The following is a 17518-nucleotide window of genomic DNA, read 5'->3' as shown; positions in this document are numbered from 1 at the left end:
TTCGATCCTCAGTACTGCCGGCGAGAGGGCAGGCAGCACCTCCACTTATTGGACGGTGCCGGACTCAGAGGAATTGCCCGCTGCAGTCTTCGGGCCACCTTTCGATACCCCGACCATGGCTGGCCGCAGCACGCGCTCGCCGATTACGAAGCCCGACTGGATGACCTGCACCACCGTGCCGTGGGGCTTGCTCGCATCCTCGACCTCGAACATTGCCTGATGCACATTGGGATCGAATTTCTGGTCTACAGGGTCGATCTTACGCACGCCGTGGCGTTCGAGGGTCTTGATCAGGTCACGCTCGGTCAGTTCGATACCTTCGAGGAAAGGTTTGACTGGGTTGTCGCTCTGCTCGCGGATTTCCGCGGGAATCATCTCGATCGCGCGACGGATATTGTCGACGGCCGTCAGCATGTCGCGCGCGAAGCTTGTAACACCGTAGGCCCGCGCATCAGCAATTTCACGCTCCGTGCGCCGGCGGAGGTTTTCCATTTCGGCGAGCGTCCGCAGGAGCTTATCCTTCAGCTCGTGCTTTTCCGCTTCGAGCTCGGCGATCGCCGCCGCTTCGGCGGTGATCTCGTCTTGGACATTGCCCGCGAGCGAGTCATCTCTCTCGATGGCGTTGTTCTCGGCGTCAGCCTGCTCGGGGCGGGGCGGCGTCTGGGTCATGGCTCTCGTAGCTGTTGATTGTTTGTCATCCGTGATATCAGGTCAGACAGACCAAAAATCAAGCATTTGTCTGGTCTGCATCGTCCTTCCGGCTTTTGTTCGTCGAACGCCCAAGGCCTCTATCCGGCCTTGCTGTCAGCGGCGTTGGCGTCCTCATCCAGAAAGATGCGCTCAATGGCGCGCCGGATGGCAGCCTGCCGATTGGTGTTGTCGACCTTCGCGCCGGTGAGGTCGGTGACATAAAAGACGTCCACCACCTTCTCGCCGTAGGTGGCGATATGGGCGGATGCGATGTTCAGGTTGAGCTGGCTGAGCACCGTCGTGAGGTCATAGAGCAGCCCCGGGCGGTCGAGCCCGGAGATTTCGAGCACCGTGTGCCGGTCCGAGAGGCTGTTGTCCACAATGACCTCGGTCGGAACGTGGAACGTGCGGCTGCGATCCTTCTTCGGGCGGCGCGATGCGACCAGATCCGCAATGCGGACTTCCCCTGTCAAGGCGCGTTTGATGGCCTGCGCGATCCGCTCGCCGCGCCGGAGTTCATCATCGTCGCGATCGAAGGCGCGCGAGATGACCAGGGTGTCGAGCGCGAGTCCGTCTGTCGTGGTGAAGATCTGGGCGTCGACGATATTGCCACCGGCCGCCGCGCAGGCGCCGGTGAGGATGGCGAGGAGGCGCGGATGATCGGGCGCCGCGGCAACAAGCTCGGTGACGCCACGGAAACCGTCGGTTTCCACGGCGGTCACCGTCGTCTCGCCGGTTTCCTCCGCGCGTCGGATAAGCTTCGCATGCTGGATCTTGCGGGCAAGATCCACCTTCAGCCAGTAAGGCGCATAATGCCTTGCGGCATAGGCCGCGAATTCCGCGCCGGACCAGTCCGGAAGCGCCTCGCGCAGTTCCGCTTGGGCGGCGCTGACACGCTCGTTGCGACTTGCCGAGATGTGACCCCCGGTCAGGGCGATCTGCGTCTCATAGTAGAGACTCCGCAGCAACTCGCCCTTCCAGCCGTTCCAGACGCCTGGACCAACGGCCTTGATGTCACAAACCGTCAGGATCAGGAGCAACTTGAGCCGTTCCATCGTTTGAACGGTGCCCGCGAAGCTGCGGATCGTCGACGGATCGTTGATGTCACGGCTTTGGGCGACCATCGACATGAGGAGGTGATTGTCGACGAGCCAGGCTGCCGTCTCTGTCTCTGCCGGGGTCAAGCCGAATCGCGGTCCCAGCTTGCGGGTGACGCGGGCGCCACCGGTAGAGTGATCGCTCTGGCGGCCCTTGGCCACGTCGTGCAGGAAGACCGCGACGTAAAGCGCCTTCCGGTTCTGAATGGTGCCGATGACCTCGCCGGACAGCGGATGCTCCGCGTCGACCCGCCCGGCATCGATATCGGCGAGCACGCCGACGGACCGCAAGAGATGCTCGTCGACCGTGTAGTGATGGTACATGTTGAACTGCATCAGAGCGACGATGCGTCCGAATTCCGGAATAAAGCGCCCGAGCACGCCGGATTCGTTCATACGCCGCAGAACAACTTCGGGCGCGTTGTGTGACGTTAGCACGTCCAGGAACAGGCGATTGGCTTCCGGGTCATTGCGCACCGAACGATCGATCAACGTCAGTGAGCGCGTCGCCAGGCGGCTGGCATCCGGATGGATGGCATAGCTATGTCGGTCGGCGAGCCAATAAAGCCTGATGAGGTTGATCGGGTCGCGCTTGAACACCTCGTTGTTGGCGATGGTGATCCGATTATTGTCGAGGATGAAGTCCCGCGATTCCAGCGTGCGGTAGTTACGGCGGCTGCGCAGCCGGCTGACGAAGCGGTCGAGTACCGGGCGGGGTTTTGCGTGGCGAGCCTCCAGGGCTGCGCAGACGATTGCCGTGAGATCGCCGACATCTTTGGCCGTGAGGAAATAGCGCTTCATGAAGCGTTCGACGGCCGAGAGGCCGCCATGGGCGATATAGCCGTTGCGAAGCGCAATAGGCGGTTGCAGGTCGAACGACAGGCGCTCTTCCGCGCGCCCAGTCACGAAATGCATGTGGCAACGCACCCGCCAGAGAAAGGATTCGCAGCGCTGGAACAGCGCGAACTCATCCTGGGTGAACAATCCGGCGGTGACGAGTTCCTTCGCGTCGCGCACGCGGTAGGCGTATTTGGCGATCCAGAACAATGTGTTGAGGTCGCGAAGGCCGCCCTTGCCGTCTTTGACGTTGGGCTCCACCACGTAACGCGAGGTGCCGGCGCGGTGCAGCCGAGCGTCGCGCTCGGCGAGTTTGGCCTCGACAAAGGCCGGCGCTGTGCCGCTGACGATTTCCTTGTCAAAGCGGGTAACCAGCTCGTCGAACAGCCCCTTGTCTCCGACGAGGTAGCGTGCCTCTAGGATGGCTGTGCGGATGGTAAGGTCGTTGGTCGCTTCCTGAATGGATTCGTCAACGGTACGTGTGGCGTGTCCGACTTTCAGCTTGAGGTCCCACAGCACGTAGAGCACGGCTTCGACCACCCGCTCTCCCCAGGCTGCCTGCGCAGTCGAAGTCTGGGCACCGCGCGATCGCGCCGCGCCCTTCGGTTTGGCAGGAGCGCTCATCATGAAGAGGATGTCGACGTCAGACCCGGGCGCCAGCGTCCCGCGGCCGTATCCCCCCACCGCGACGATCGCGAGGGTCGACAAAGGTATCGAGGCGGGTCTAGAGGTGTTTGCCGCCTGCGGTTGCGGATGCAGAACCTGCGTCACGACCCCGAAGGCGATGGCGATGATCCTGTCCATGGTCGCGGACAGGCGGTGCGCGCAAGCCAAGCCATCCCGCTCGGCAAGGAGACGCTCTTCGGCATGGACAAGCCCACGTTCGTGAATGTCCTTAAGGTAAGTGACGAGGCCATTGCGCAAGGCGATGGTATCATCGCCAAAACTGGCCTGGAGAGCGGCAATCGCCGCCTGGACGGGATCAGCCGGCGCACGCGCCATGACTAAGGCTCCGCTGTCGCACGGACGCGACGCAGGGTGAGATTGATGCGGCCGCCGGCGAACGGCGGTTCCTGGAGCAGTGTCGAAGACCCGACCAGGATCCGATCGATGCCATGGAAGGCGAGCCTCGCGGGACCGCCGAAGACGAGCGCGTCGCCGGATGCAAGTTTCAGGGAGGTTGTCGGATCGCGCCGGTTGGTCCCGCCGATGCGAAACACGGCGGTATCCCCGAGGGAGAGCGAGACGACCGGCGTCACAAGATCGTCCTCATCCCGATCCTGGTGCAGCCCCATCCGTGCGCCCGTGCCATAGAAGTTGATGAGGCAGGCCTCGGGTCGTGGTGAGGCCGGGGCAAGGTCCCGCCACGCTTCAAGCAGCTGCTCCGGCATGGCAGGCCAAGGCCGGGCTGTCTCCGGATGGGCGGGTTGATAGCGATATCCGCGTGCGTCGGAGACCCAGCCAAGCGCGCCGCAATTGCTCATGCGTACGGAAAAGGGTTTGCCCGTGCGCGGCATACGGGGGGTGAAGAAGGGGGCTTCCTGCAGAATCACGCGTAGTGCGGCGACAAGATCGCCCTGTTCCTGCGCGTTGAGATAGCCAGGGTGGTAGGTCACCCCCTCCCGGATGGCAAGAGCGCCTGTCCCCCCCACGCCTGTCACCCCTCCAGCACCCTTTTGCTCTCGACGGTCGAGTCGGCCTTGAGACGATAGACCAGGGGCACGCCCGTCGCGAGTTCCATACTCGGGATGGTCTCGGGGGTCAGCCGATCGAGGACCATGACGAGCGCGCGGAGGCTGTTGCCGTGGGCCGCCACCAGCACACGCTCGCCGCGCAGCACGCGCGGCAGGATCTCGGTGATGTAATAAGGCAGAACGCGGGCGGCCGTGTCCTTAAGGCTTTCGCCGCCGGGCGGTGCGATATCATAGGATCGACGCCAGATATGAACTTGCTTCTCACCCCAACGGGCGCGGGCGTCATCCTTGTTGAGACCGGAGAGGTCACCATAGTCGCGTTCGTTCAGCGCCTGGTCGCGGATCGTCGGCAGGTCGGGCTGGCCAATTTCCTTCAGGATCAGGCTGTTGGTGTGTTGCGCGCGTGTCAGCACCGAAGTGAAGGCGACATCGAATTTCAGCCCGAGGGCCTTCAGGCGCTGGCCAGCGCCCGCCGCCTCGCGCACGCCCTGCTCCGTCAGGTCGGGGTCTTTCCAGCCGGTGAACAGGTTCTTGAGGTTCCAGTCGCTCTGGCCATGCCGAACGAGGACGAGCAGTCGCTCCATGCGAAGTCTCCTTCAATGATACGCGAGAGCAATTCCAGCCGACGCGTGCAGCGCTTTTGCGTCCGGAATTGCGATAAAACGAGGCGGCCGAGAATATCCGGTGCACCGGACCTCGACGGGCATTCTCTAGATCGCCGCGATGTCGAGAACGTCCGCCATGGAATAGAGGCCGGGCTTCTTGCCATGCCCCCAGAGAGCGGCGCGAACCGCGCCATGCGCGAAGAGACTGCGATCCTCAGCCTTGTGCGACAGCTCGATGCGCTCGCCGGCGCCTGCAAAGATCACGCTGTGTTCCCCGATCACGGAGCCGCCGCGCAGCGAGGCGAAGCCGATGTCGCCTTCATGCCGGGCGCCGGTGATGCCGTCGCGGCCACGGTCGGCGTGATCCTTCAGCAAGATGCCACGCCCCTTGGCAGCCGCTTCGCCCAGCATCAGCGCCGTGCCTGACGGTGCATCCACCTTCATGCGGTGGTGCATTTCCACCACTTCGATGTCGAACTCCGCGCCGAGCGTCCTGGCAACGCGCTCGACCAGGGCCGCCAGGAGATTGACGCCGAGGCTCATATTCCCCGAACGAATGATGACGGCATGGCGCGCCGCCGCCTCGAGCTTGGCGATATCGGCCTCGTCGAGACCGGTGGTCCCTACGACATGAACGATGCGTGCTTGTGCCGCGAGCCCGGCGAAGGCCACGGTCGCCGCGGGCACTGTGAAATCCAGCACGCCGTCCGCCGCCGCAAAGGCTGCGAGCGCATCATCGGTAACCGGGATGCCGAGCGTGCCGACACCGGCAAGCACACCCGCATCCTGCCCAAGCGCTTCGCTGCCACTCCGCTCGATAGCCCCGGAGAGGCGCATGCCTGCGGTCTCGCTGACGGTTTTGATAAGCATCCGTCCCATGCGGCCGGCTGCCCCAACAACGACGAGGCGAAGTTCGCTCATCCCCGGTTCTCCTTGTCCTGATAACCGCCGCCGGCCTGCCCGAGGTCGCGCGCCGGCTTATACGCCCTCGACCGCGATCATGTCGGCGATGCCTGCGTTCTCGCGGGCCGCCTTGGCCTTCTGGTATTCGGGTGAGTTGTAGTAGGCGACAGCCTTATCATAGGACTCGAACTCGATGACGACGTTGCGCGGCCGGCCTTCGCCCTCAAGTACCTCCGAGCGGCCGCCACGCATCAGGGGCTTACCGCCATAGAGCTTGATGGCTTCCGAAGCGAGCGCCACGTAATTGGCGTAAGCATCGGGATTGGTGACGGTAACGCGTGCGATCACATAACCCTTGGGCATTGTTCTGTCCTCAAATGGCTGATTGAATTTCGGCGATGATGGCGCGAGCCGCCGCTGCTGGATCGGCTGCCGCCGTCACCGGGCGCCCGACGACCAGATAGTCGGCACCGGCGCGGATCGCGTCGCGGGGTGTCATCACACGCTTCTGGTCCTGAGCGGGAGAACCTGCCGGGCGAATGCCTGGGGTCACGAGTTGGAGGCGCGGGCCGATGAGCCCCCGGACGCGCGCGGCCTCCTCGGCCGATATGATCAGACCATCCGCGCCCGCAGCCTCTGCCTGGCGCGCGCGCCGCTCGACAGTCGCCGCGACGTCTTCCGCATAGCCGGCTTCCAGGAGATCCGCGTCGCCATAGGAGGTCATCACCGTGACGCCGAGGATCTTCAGGCCGCCAGCGCCTGACTGCCCAGCGCGGCCGCGCACAGCCGCCGCCAGTGTCTGCGGGTAGGCATGGACGGTGAGGAAGGTGGCGCCGAGATCGGCGACCTGGCGTGTGGCGCGTTCGACCGTGGTCGGGATATCGTGGAGCTTGAGGTCCAGAAATACCTGCCGACCGGAGCGAGCCAAGGCGGCGGCGAATTCCAGGCCGCCGGCAAACGCCAGCTCGAGCCCGACCTTGTAGAAGGCAACCGCGTCCCCGAGCTGATCGACCATACGCTGCGCTTCCGCGACGCTCGGCAGATCAAGGGCGACGATAAGGCGATCCCTCGGAGAGGGCGGTGACTGAGGCGCGGTGGTCAAGGCTGGCGCTCCCCTGTTCGCGTGGATGCGCCAGCTGTTTACACGTCGGTCGTTCGTCTGTCGAAGTAAAATAAAGTTACCCGTCCGGGGATGTTTGCGGACTTATGAATTCATTGGTGGCGGGTGGGTTGGGCTCTACACGGCGAGATCCGGCAGATCGTTGGAAGCGACCACGAGTCGCCCCCTAGCGAATGGCACATGCCGGGAAAGCGAATCGGACCCGCGGAACGAACGACGCCAACGGCATCGGCCAAACGGAAATCGCCTTGTTTTCAAACAGAGCCGCTCCGCGAACTGGCCTATTTAAAGAGGCCGGCGTTTTTCCACTCCTTATCGACGCTCGCCACCCAGGACTTGAGGTCAGCGAGCCCGGCTGTCGCACTCCAGATATCTGTGTTGAACGTTTCCGAGATTTCGCGATCGGACATCTCGAGCACGCGATCGATCGGCGTATTCGTTTGTTCCAGCTGCGCCCAAAGTTCAGAGGTGCACCGCGGCAGGGAGACGAAGCGAACGGAAGCGTCGGGCGCGGCCTCCTTGATGACGTTCTTGACATCGATTCGCCCGAAGGACCCACCTACTTCGTTCAGCACGACGGTGACATGCTCGTAGGGGATGAACTTGTTGTCAGCGATCGTGCCCACCAGTTCCGCCACGTCTTCTATGGCATGTTTCTCCGCCTTACAGACGAGAAGGATCTCGCTTGGGGGCGCATTCGACATTTGCAGCACGCGGAAAGCGCTGCGGTGATGAGCCCACTGCTTCAGAAGCGACACCACATTGGCGCCAACGTCGATAACCGCGCTCCCACGCATCAGAATGGTGCCGAACTTGTCCCAATAGCGCAGGGCCGCGTTGGGATCGTTCTCCAGCTTCGCGGCTATCAGGCGCGCACCTGTCCCCAACTCATCGACCTGGTCAGGATAGAACTTTCCGATTTTTGAGCGTCCTGTATCGTCGACGAAATCAGCCGAGACCAGATTATACTTGGAATTCTTACGTAGAATATTCCGGAAAAGGAGTTGGGCAACAGTCGTCTTTCCCTGCCCACCCGCATGAGCTGCACAAATATAAGTTTTCATATTTTTGCTCGGCAATAAATTGGATGAAGCAATTATTAGTTGTATTTTAACCTCTCCGTGTCGCCTGTCTAGCATAAAATGGTTCAACGGGGGTAAAAGGCGAGGTCTTTCACAATTATGGAGGTGTAATTTATGTTGTCTCTGCAATAAGCGCGTATTGCTGAATAAAACTTATGAGCGAGGATAATCTGTCCTTGGCTGGGTGTGCTTTTTTGAAAGTTCTCTTTATCTTCAGCCGGCGCCCGCAATGATGGTATCAGCTTGTCCTAGGCAGGCGCCATCAAGGTTGGCGATCGAGCACCCATGATAGTACGGTGGCGGCTGTGCCTGGACGAAACCCCATCTTGGCATTGAATTGCGTGAGATAGCCGCATCAATCAACGGGTTTGGGCAGCCAGTTTGAGCTCATCCAGGCCAGATCGGCCCTCGCGCGTGAAGGACCATTCCCGGATAGCTGCGCGTGATGCGCTGGGGCCTAGCTACCGCTCGATGTCTGAGCGGTAAACCCACACACGCGCCGGTGGGAGGTTCCACCAGATACGCGCCGACCCCCGTGCCGTGTAGCCGAGGCCGCGGCGGGGAATGGGAGGCACGGTCGCGTAGGTGAACTGGATGAAGGGCGCCCCGCTATGCATCAGTGCGAAAGTTTGGTCGAGCAGAGCGCGCCGCATCGATAGGGGCTTGGTGAAAAGCGGCAGGCCAGAAACAACGGCGGCTGCGGGCTCCTTCACCACGGGCTGCAAGGTGCGCCCGAGGTTATAGGCATCGCCTTGGACAACAGTCGCCTTCGGAAATCGCAAACGTAGAAGCTTGCAGAAATCGGCATTAAACTCGACCAGCACAAGGCGTTCCTCGGGAAGGCCATGCTTGAGGATCGCTTCGGTGACAGGCCCAGTCCCGGGACCCAGCTCGATCACCGGACCTGGCACATCACAGTCGATGTAGGAGGCCATGGTCCGGGCCAGATGGCGGCCCGATGGGCTCACGGCCCCGGTGCGCAGCGGGTTTTCGACCCAGGATTTCAGGAAGCGTGCCTCATCCTCGATGCGGACCGGGCGGCTGCCGTTGCGGAGACTGTGCTGAAACACTTGGTTACCATCCTCGCTGGCTGCGCCAATGCCGCTAAAGCACTTGAACATTCTTAGGGAACCTCGGTGCGATGGTCCAGAGAATGCCTTACCCGATCTCACGCGGACCCGCCCAATCCCTCGAAGAAGTCCTTCACACGCGAGAAGAATCCCGCGCTTTCGGGATGGGTATCACGTGACGATTCCTGATCGAACTCCGCCAAGAGCTCACGCTGACGTTTAGTGAGCTTCTGTGGCGTTTCGACGACCACCTGAATGTACAGGTCGCCGGTATCGCGTGAACGCAGAATGGGCATGCCCCTACCCCGCAGGCGGAACTGCTTGCCCGTCTGTGTGCCCTCGGGCACCTCTACTTTGTGCTGCTTGCCGTCCACTGTCGGCACCTCGAACGACCCGCCGAGGGCCGCGGTTACCATAGAGATCGGCACCCGGCAAAAGAGGTCCGCGCCGTCGCGCTGGAATAGCGGATGGGGCTTGATGGACAAGAAAATATAAAGATCACCGGCGGGTCCGCCCCTCAGGCCGGCCTCGCCCTCGCCAGTCAGGCGAATACGCGTGCCGTCTTCAACGCCGGCCGGAATATTGACCGAGAGGCTGCGCTCCCGTGTAATTCGGCCGGCGCCGTTGCAGTCCGGGCAAGGATCGTCGATGACTTCGCCACGCCCCTGACAGGCCGGGCAGGTGCGCTCGATGGAAAAGAAGCCCTGCGCCGCGCGGACACGGCCGGCGCCACCACAGGTGGAGCATTGCCGCGGTTTGGAGCCCGGCTTGGCGCCACTGCCGCTGCACGTGGTGCATGCGGCGGCCGTCGGTATGCGGATGGTTTCGGTTTTACCCGCAAACGCGTCCTCGAGCGTGATCTCGAGATTGTAGCGGAGATCCGCCCCGCGCTCGCGCCCATTGGCTGAGCGTGCGCCTCGTCCGCCACCGCCACCGCGCGCATCCCCGAAAAAGGTATCGAAGATGTCGGTCATGAAGTCGGAAAAATCATTGCCGAAGCCCGGTCCGGCTCCAGCCCCCGCCTGCTCGAAGGCCGCATGACCAAAGCGATCGTAGGCGGCCCGCTTCTGCGGGTCTTTCAGGACGTCGTAGGCTTCGTTGATTTCTTTGAACTTGGCCTCGGCCGTGTGGTCGCCCGGGTTGCGATCCGGATGATATTGCATGGCGAGCTTGCGAAAAGCTGCCTTGATCTGCCCATCAGATGAGCCGCGCTCGACAGCCAGAACCTCATAGTAGTCGAGCTTAGCCACGTCTATGATCCTCGCCGTTCACTCGAATAATCTCTTTTTGAGCCACGATGCAAGTGTGGTTAACAGGCGAACAAGAACGATGCCGAGCGCGGTGCTTGATGTGCCAACAAGCAGCCACCACGCGTAGGCGACTGGGCGCAAGGCGTGGCTCGGCCCTTCGATAACTGTTATGGACTGTGCTGGACTGTCCATCTTGGCGATCCAGATCACATAATCCGATCTTGCCTTGGCCAAAGCCTTGTCCCGCAGAAAGACTCTGCGCTCCACCAACTGGCCTCTGACATTGAAACGGATGACGGCCTCGCCTGCGTCTTCCGTATAAGCATAGCGATTGCCCATCGCTTCGCGGATCGCCGTAACCTCGTCGCATGGCGCGAACTTGTGGCTGAGTGCCTGCTGCTTCTGCAACCGGAACGCGACGTAGCAAATATCGGTAAGGGACACCACCTCGGCGATCTGCCGCCGGGTGTACTGCAGAAAAAAGACAAGCGATAAGAGGATCAGCGGCACGCAAAAAAAGGCGCCGAGGGCAACCAGATTGGCGAATGTCGCCCACGGCGCCTTCTGCGCGACAGAACGCGCGCCGCCGGCCACCTGCTTGTCCATAGCGCACGATGTTCCAGACCACGATAGTTTGAAGATGATGGCCGGCTTTACCGGCCATCTGTACCGCCGTCAATTGATCAGGCGCGCTTCTTCTTGTCGTCGTCGACTTCCTGGAAGTCGGCATCGATGACGTCATCCTTCGTCTCGGCGCTGGCGGAGGCTTCCCCGCCGTCCTCATCGCCGCCGCCCTGGGATGCCTTGTAGACCGCTTCGCCCAGCTTCATGGAGGCCTGGATCAGCTCGGCTGTCTTGGCCTTGATGGCTTCGAGGTCGTCACCGGCAATCGCGGTCTTCACCGCTTGGATGGCATCGGTGATCGCGGTCTTCTCGCCTTCGCTGACCTTGTCGCCATGTTCGGTGAGAGACTTCTCCGTGGAGTGGACGAGGGCTTCACCCTGATTCCTGGCTTCCACCAACTCGCGGCGCACCTTGTCCTCGGCGGCATGCGCCTCGGCGTCCTTCACCATCTTGTCGATGTCGGCGTCGGAGAGACCACCGGAGGCCTGGATGCGGATCTGCTGCTCCTTGCCGGTCGCCTTGTCCTTTGCCGAGACATTGACGATGCCGTTGGCGTCGATGTCGAAGGTAACCTCGATCTGGGGCACACCGCGGGGCGCCGGCGGCAGGCCGACGAGATCGAACTGGCCAAGGATCTTATTGTCCGCAGCCATTTCGCGCTCACCCTGGAAGACCCGGATGGTCACGGCCGTCTGGTTGTCGTCGGCCGTGGAGAACACCTGGCTCTTCTTGGTCGGGATCGTCGTGTTGCGGTCGATCAGACGGGTGAACACGCCGCCAAGGGTCTCGATGCCGAGCGACAGCGGCGTCACGTCGAGCAACAGCACGTCCTTCACGTCGCCCTGGAGCACGCCGGCCTGGATGGCGGCGCCGATGGCGACGACCTCATCCGGGTTGACGCCCTTGTGGGGCTCCTTGCCGAAGAACTGCTTGACGACCTCCTGCACCTTCGGCATGCGCGTCATGCCCCCGACGAGAACGACTTCGTCGATCTGGCCGGCCGACAGCCCGGCATCCTTCAGTGCCTTCTTGCAAGGCTCGACGGTGCGCTGGATGAGATCATCCACCAGCGCCTCGAACTTGGCGCGCGTCAGCTTCAGGGCCAGATGCTTCGGGCCCGTCGCGTCCGCGGTGATGTAGGGCAGGTTGATCTCGGTCTGGCTCGCGGACGACAGTTCGATCTTGGCCTTCTCAGCCGCCTCCTTGAGCCGCTGCAGCGCCAGCTTGTCCTTTTTCAGGTCAATGCCGTTCTCGCGCTTGAACTCGTCCGCGAGATACTCAACGAGACGCATGTCGAAGTCTTCACCGCCGAGGAAGGTGTCGCCGTTGGTGGACTTCACCTCGAATACGCCGTCACCGATCTCGAGGATCGACACGTCGAACGTGCCGCCACCAAGGTCGTAGACCGCAATCGTGCCATTGCCCTTCTTCTCAAGGCCGTAGGCAAGCGCGGCGGCGGTCGGCTCGTTGATGATGCGCAGCACCTCGAGGCCGGCGATCTTGCCGGCGTCCTTCGTGGCCTGACGCTGGGCATCGTTGAAATAGGCCGGGACGGTGATGACGGCCTGCTCAACCTTCTGCCCGAGATAAGCTTCCGCCGTCTCCTTCATTTTCTGAAGGGTGAAGGCGGAGATCTGCGAGGGCGAATAGGTCTTGCCATCAGCCTCGACCCAGGCGTCGCCGTTTGATCCCTTGACGATCTTATAGGGAACAAGCCCGATGTCCTTCTTGGTCATCGGATCATCAAAGGTGCGCCCGATGAGGCGCTTGATGGCGAAAAACGTACGTTCCGGATTGGTGACCGCCTGGCGCTTAGCCGGCTGGCCTACAAGCCGCTCGCCTTCATCGGTGAAGGCGACGATCGAAGGCGTGGTGCGCGCGCCCTCGGCATTTTCGATGACCTTTGGCGTCGAGCCTTCCATGACCGCGACGCAGGAATTGGTCGTACCAAGGTCGATACCAATGACTTTACCCATGGAGTGATCCCTCACTTTCAAGCAGACCGGCGCCAGATCCCGAAGCGACCTGGCCCATGGCTCAACACAGCTCACATTCGGCTGACAACACACATGCGCCTTCAGCCTGGTTTTAGCTAATCGCACATCGGCCGCGTATATAAGGACCAGCTCCACAGCTCGCAAGCGGGCTGGAGAGGTGGCAGGCGCCCGATATTTGAATTGATTGGAAAGTGGGCTCTCGTTGCCGTGTTCGCAAGGGCTGATTCGCGTGGTAGCCTAACAATAAGCTTGGGTTTGGGTGGTGGCCTTGTGCAGCAAGTTGGCTGATGGACAGCTTTGGCGTCCGCCAGAAGTGGCGAGGCTTGCCGCACGGCCGACGGCGTGGCCGCATATCTCTTTTCCCATGCTCTGGGTGGCATCCACAGTTTTTCTAATCGGCTTAACCGGATTGGCGCCGCGGCAAGCGCATGGGCAGGCTCTCATATTGCCCGGCGCTCAGCCTCCCACTCCAGCCGGGGTCAGGCAGCAGCCCCTTCGCGATGGGCGCTCATCCCCTACGGCACGACCACAGGGCGCGCGTGCCGCGGCCCAGTCGAGCACGCGTTCCGCGGTCGCTCGCACCGTTATCGGGGCGCCTCTCTTCCACAGCGGCCGTAGCGGGCGGTTCGTGATCGAACGGGTCGACGAGACCAGCTTCTCCGGCCGCTTGCGGGTGGAGGGTACGCAGATTTCCGATCCCGGAAGCGCTTGCGCCGTTGAACTCGGCATGAGCGAGCCGGTCGGGCTCACCTATCTCGGGACCCCGCTGGGTATGCCGCGCTATCAATTGGCAGCGCCGATCTGTCCAATGGTGTTCGACGTGCTGGAAGGTGCGGTGCTGGTCGCCAACCATGAGGAGACTTGCACGTTCACCGCCGCGGACTGTCAAGGGCGCATCGGCGGGCTGTGGGGCCCTCAGCCTCAGGGGCTTGTCGCTCAGGCCAAGGACATCGAACGCCGCCGCAGCCGGGAGGAGCGCAACCTGCGCGAGAAGTTCCGTAGTCTGCTCAAACGGCTATCAGGTAACGAGCAGCGCGAGGCCGCGGCGGAACAGGCCGGTTTTTCCTCCGAACGCGAAATGCTGTGCCGCGACTATGCGGACGAGGTGAGCCATGGCTTCTGCGCCGAGCGCGTGACTTCGGCCCGCGTGACGGCCGTCGACGCCCGACTTGCCGTGACGCCTGAGAAAAAGAAGACCGCGCGACCCTGAAAAGAATCAGCCGCGCTTTATGTCGGCAAGGGCACGGCCGAGGGCATCACCAAATTTGGCTTTTTCCTCTGGGGCGAGTTCGTGCGCGACGGTTATCCTTTGCCCCCGTGACACCAGGGCAAGCTGCTGGACGCCGAATTCCGCATGAACATCGCGCTCCAGGCGGGTCCAGAGCGGGTTGAAGCGCCATTCTTTTCGTTGGCCTCGGTGGGAGACCTTGCGCAGCAACAGTTCTAAGGGACTGAGGATGATCTCCTCGAAAGCGGAGGCCCGGGCGAAGCTGACACGAAAGGCAATGTAGAGTGCAAGCAGGTCCAGGCCGAAGAAGCCGGCGACGGGCCAAGCACCCATGATCACGAAGGGTAGGCTGGAGACCACGCTCGCGATGCAAAGGAGTGCGATGAGCAGCCTGAAGCCGTGGCGACCAAGCGAGCGATGGGGCGTGATGACAGCCGTGAAGACTGGTCTTTCACGGTCGGCGCTCGTGCCATCATGGAGTCCGGCGGCCGGAATGAGGGGAACAGAAGTCTGAGCGGCTCCAGCGGAGGCGGACTGCGGATCATCTGTGGTCATCGGAGGGATACGGGCTCCCGGTGGGTTTTGGCCCATGCCCCAAAGACTCGGATCTCAGGCCGGACTGTGTCCGCACTTGAGGCCTCGTCCCTTGCTGGAGCCACGTTCGTTCTAGGGCCTTGTCCGTTTTTACTGCACAACAGTATAAGCGTCGGATGGCTGCGGGCGATAAACAAAAATCGGGGAGGGCGCCTTCGACGGGCGCTGGACCCACTGTTTCAAAAGGTCGCGCGACTCGCTCGACGCAGTCCGTCTCACCGGAGGAGCGCGGGCGGGCGAAGGGTGAAGGTCTCGCGAAGGCCAGGGCGAAGACCGGCCCAGGAACCGTGACGCCCACCGCGTCAGTTCGGAAGGCCATACCCAAGGCAGCGGTGGTCGATCCAGCCGTTGTCGAAGAAATTTTCAGCCGTTTCCATCGCGTCGATCCGGAGCCCAAGGGCGAACTCGACTATGTCAACGCCTATACACTTCTCGTCGCTGTGGTGCTTTCGGCGCAGGCGACCGACGTCGGCGTGAACAAGGCGACCCGGGCCCTGTTCGCGCTCGCCGACACGCCGCAGAAGATGCTCGATCTCGGCGAGGACAAGGTGCGCGACCATATCAAGACGATCGGCCTGTTCCGGGCCAAAGCGAAGAATGTGATCGGCCTGTCGCGTCAGCTCATTGAGAGGTTCGGAGGCGAGGTGCCGATGTCGCGAGCGGCGTTGGAGACGCTGCCGGGTGTAGGGCGCAAGACCGCCAATGTGGTCATGAACATTGCTTTCGGCGAGCCCACGATCGCGGTTGACACCCATCTTTTCCGCGTCGCCAACCGTATTCCCCTGGCCCCGGGCAAGAACCCGCTGGAGGTAGAACTCGGGCTTGAGGCGATTGTCCCGGAGCGCTACCGCCGCCATGCCCATCACTGGCTCATCCTGCACGGTCGGTATGTCTGCAAGGCGCGCAAACCGGAATGCTGGCGCTGCCTTATCCGAGATCTCTGCCGTTTCGAGCCGAAAACGCCTGCGGTCGCAGGATGACGGGTGCTTAGGTCACGCGCCTTGTCGGCCGAGCTTGCGCATGTCGTCGAGCCATTTGCGCCGGGTTGCGTCACTCACGCCGGTGACCATGCCGAACAGGCTTTCACGGACGGGGCTGATGCCGACGAAGCGCAGGATATTCCGTTGCAGGGCTTTGAGGCCATGGCCGAAATACCACCAGCGATAGGCGAGCACCGGCATCGACATCGTCACGACAAGACGGGCGGAGCGGCCCGTGAGCTGCGTCCGCGGAACGCCCTTGTCATAGCCGAAGGCAAAGCCCGGCCGCATCACTTGCTCCAAGAAGGCCTTGACGAGGGCCGGCATGGTGCCGAGCCAGAGCGGAAAGACAATCAGGATATGTTCGGCAGCTAGTATGGCTTCCTGAGCCGGTTTCAGGTTCGGCGGCACCGAGTCGTTCTCGAACGACGACTGGCTGCGCAGAAACGGAACGTCGAGGCTGGCCAGATCGACGGAACTGATCTCGTGGCCGGCCTCGCGCGCGCCTTCCACATAGGCGTCCGCCAGGGCACGGCACAGCCGTTGCTCGTCAGGATCAGGATGTCCCTGGATAATGACAATGCGCCGTGACATTACGCTTCCCTTCCTTGCATCCGCGCCATCTGGAATGGAGCGGACAAAGCAAAGTCTGGGCTTGGCGTCTCCGCGACGCATTGATCGAGATCAGATCACCGCTCAGCCGAGGCGCGTGGTGATGGCGTCCCATACGGAGGCCGCGAGATCAGGCCCCCCGAGCCGTTTGATGGCGCGGATGCCGGTGGGCGAGGTCACGTTGATTTCGGTGAGATAGCCGTCGATGACATCAATGCCGACAAGGACGAGGCCGCGCGCCTTGAGTGACGGGCCAATCGTCGTGCAGATTTCGCGCTCGCGCTCAGTGAGATCCGTCGCCGCCGCGGCACCGCCACGCACCATGTTGGAACGAATGTCGTTGTCCGCCGGAACGCGGTTCACCGCGCCGAGAGCCTCCCCGTCGACCAGGATGATGCGCTTGTCGCCGCGCGAGACTGCCGGCAGGAATTTCTGCACAACCCATTGCTCGCGGAAGGTCGTCGAGAACAGGTCGAACAAGGAGCCGAAATTGGCGTCCGGCTGGGCGATGCGGAAAACGGCCGCGCCGCCGTGGCCATGGAGCGGTTTCATGACCACCTCGCCATGCTCGGCGCGGAAGGCCTCGATCTCGGCCTTGTCGCGGGTGATCAGAGTGGGCGGCATCAGCTGCGGGAATTCCGTGACGAACAGCTTCTCCGGCGCATTGCGCACGGAGGTCGGATCATTCACGACGAGCGTCTTCGGATGCACGCGCTCCAGGAGATGGGTGGAGGTGATATAGGCCATGTCGAAAGGTGGGTCCTGCCGTAGCAGCACCACGTCGACATCGGCAAGCGCCCGGCGTTCGCTGTCGCCCAGTGTGAAATGATCCCCGGCGATATCCCGCACATCGAGGCTTTGCATGGCCGCGGTCACGGTGCCGCCTGTCATGGAAAGCCGTTCGGGCGTGTAGTAGAGGAGCTGATGGCCTCTCGCCTTCGCTTCGAGGAGCAGCGCGAAAGTGGTGTCGCCCGCGATGTTGATGCGCTCGATGGGGTCCATCTGCACCGCGACCCTCAGTTGCGACGTCCGGCTCATGGCGAAGTCCTCATCGTGAAGCCCTCATGACGTTATCCTTCACTGCAAGATCGATGCTGCCTGATCCATGCGCGCGCGCAGCACGCAAGGCAAGTGT

At 62.3% G+C, this 17518-nt stretch carries 17 protein-coding genes; 2 read left to right on the top strand and 15 right to left on the bottom strand.

Annotation, left to right across the window (positions count from 1 at the left end; all coding sequences use genetic code 11):
* Positions 1-45 precede the first annotated feature (45 nt).
* The 12 genes from grpE to dnaK form a co-directional block, all read right to left on the bottom strand.
* Complete coding sequence (gene grpE, locus KIO76_RS03885; protein WP_502761872.1) at positions 46-705, bottom strand: nucleotide exchange factor GrpE; 660 nt, start codon at positions 703-705, stop codon at positions 46-48.
* Between the two features lie 83 nt (positions 706-788).
* Entirely contained in the window at positions 789-3626 is a 2838-nt protein-coding gene (locus KIO76_RS03880; RefSeq protein ID WP_213321553.1) for a [protein-PII] uridylyltransferase, read from the bottom strand.
* 2 nt (positions 3627-3628) lie between these two features.
* A complete protein-coding gene (locus KIO76_RS03875; protein ID WP_502761833.1) occupies positions 3629-4276 on the bottom strand; it encodes an alpha-ketoglutarate-dependent dioxygenase AlkB family protein in 648 nt (215 codons plus the stop codon).
* Positions 4277-4281: 5 nt separating this feature from the next.
* On the bottom strand, positions 4282-4902 hold the full coding sequence (locus KIO76_RS03870) for a 2,3-bisphosphoglycerate-dependent phosphoglycerate mutase (protein WP_213321552.1): 621 nt from the start codon (positions 4900-4902) through the stop codon (positions 4282-4284).
* A gap of 126 nt (positions 4903-5028) precedes the next feature.
* Entirely contained in the window at positions 5029-5844 is an 816-nt protein-coding gene (gene dapB, locus KIO76_RS03865; RefSeq protein ID WP_213321551.1) for a 4-hydroxy-tetrahydrodipicolinate reductase, read from the bottom strand.
* A gap of 57 nt (positions 5845-5901) precedes the next feature.
* Positions 5902-6189, bottom strand: a complete 288-nt coding sequence (locus KIO76_RS03860) for a DUF1330 domain-containing protein (RefSeq protein WP_213321550.1) — start codon at positions 6187-6189, stop codon at positions 5902-5904.
* Positions 6190-6199: 10 nt separating this feature from the next.
* Entirely contained in the window at positions 6200-6928 is a 729-nt protein-coding gene (pyrF, locus tag KIO76_RS03855) for an orotidine-5'-phosphate decarboxylase (protein WP_213321549.1), read from the bottom strand.
* A 299-nt stretch (positions 6929-7227) separates the two neighbouring features.
* Positions 7228-8010 carry a hypothetical protein gene (locus KIO76_RS03850; protein ID WP_213321548.1) on the bottom strand — a complete coding sequence of 261 codons (783 nt, stop codon included), beginning with the start codon at positions 8008-8010 and terminating at the stop codon, positions 7228-7230.
* 479 nt (positions 8011-8489) lie between these two features.
* Entirely contained in the window at positions 8490-9098 is a 609-nt protein-coding gene (locus KIO76_RS03845) for a class I SAM-dependent methyltransferase (RefSeq protein ID WP_291976191.1), read from the bottom strand.
* A 98-nt stretch (positions 9099-9196) separates the two neighbouring features.
* Positions 9197-10348, bottom strand: a complete 1152-nt coding sequence (gene dnaJ, locus KIO76_RS03840; RefSeq protein WP_213321546.1) for a molecular chaperone DnaJ — start codon at positions 10346-10348, stop codon at positions 9197-9199.
* Positions 10349-10366: 18 nt separating this feature from the next.
* Positions 10367-10954, bottom strand: coding sequence for a hypothetical protein (locus tag KIO76_RS03835; RefSeq protein WP_213321545.1), 588 nt, complete (start codon positions 10952-10954; stop codon positions 10367-10369).
* 77 nt (positions 10955-11031) lie between these two features.
* Complete coding sequence (dnaK, locus tag KIO76_RS03830) at positions 11032-12948, bottom strand: molecular chaperone DnaK (RefSeq protein WP_213321544.1); 1917 nt, start codon at positions 12946-12948, stop codon at positions 11032-11034.
* 649 nt (positions 12949-13597) lie between these two features.
* Between dnaK and KIO76_RS03825 the strand changes: the two genes are divergently transcribed.
* Positions 13598-14179 carry a hypothetical protein gene (locus KIO76_RS03825; RefSeq protein ID WP_213321543.1) on the top strand — a complete coding sequence of 194 codons (582 nt, stop codon included), beginning with the start codon at positions 13598-13600 and terminating at the stop codon, positions 14177-14179.
* Positions 14180-14185: 6 nt separating this feature from the next.
* On the opposite strand, the gene KIO76_RS03820 is transcribed toward KIO76_RS03825, so the two are convergent.
* A complete protein-coding gene (locus KIO76_RS03820; protein ID WP_213321542.1) occupies positions 14186-14752 on the bottom strand; it encodes a DUF2244 domain-containing protein in 567 nt (188 codons plus the stop codon).
* 155 nt (positions 14753-14907) lie between these two features.
* On the opposite strand from KIO76_RS03820, the gene nth reads away from it, so the two are divergent.
* Positions 14908-15771: an endonuclease III gene (gene nth / locus KIO76_RS03815; RefSeq protein WP_249729474.1), complete on the top strand. Its 864-nt coding sequence runs from the start codon at positions 14908-14910 to the stop codon at positions 15769-15771.
* A 12-nt stretch (positions 15772-15783) separates the two neighbouring features.
* Here nth and KIO76_RS03810 read toward each other — a convergent pair whose 3' ends face one another.
* Positions 15784-16365 (bottom strand): NAD(P)H-dependent oxidoreductase, encoded by a 582-nt coding sequence (locus KIO76_RS03810; RefSeq protein ID WP_213321540.1) that lies wholly within the window; start codon positions 16363-16365, stop codon positions 15784-15786.
* Positions 16366-16467: 102 nt separating this feature from the next.
* Positions 16468-17421, bottom strand: a complete 954-nt coding sequence (gene gshB / locus KIO76_RS03805) for a glutathione synthase (RefSeq protein ID WP_213321539.1) — start codon at positions 17419-17421, stop codon at positions 16468-16470.
* Positions 17422-17518: the final 97 nt, after the last annotated feature.

Origin of the sequence: Chelatococcus sp. YT9 (genome assembly GCF_018398315.1) — a bacterium.
Taxonomy (GTDB): domain Bacteria; phylum Pseudomonadota; class Alphaproteobacteria; order Rhizobiales; family Beijerinckiaceae; genus Chelatococcus.
Note: the sequence above shows the minus strand (reverse complement) of the source record. Positions and strands in the feature narration are given on the sequence as shown.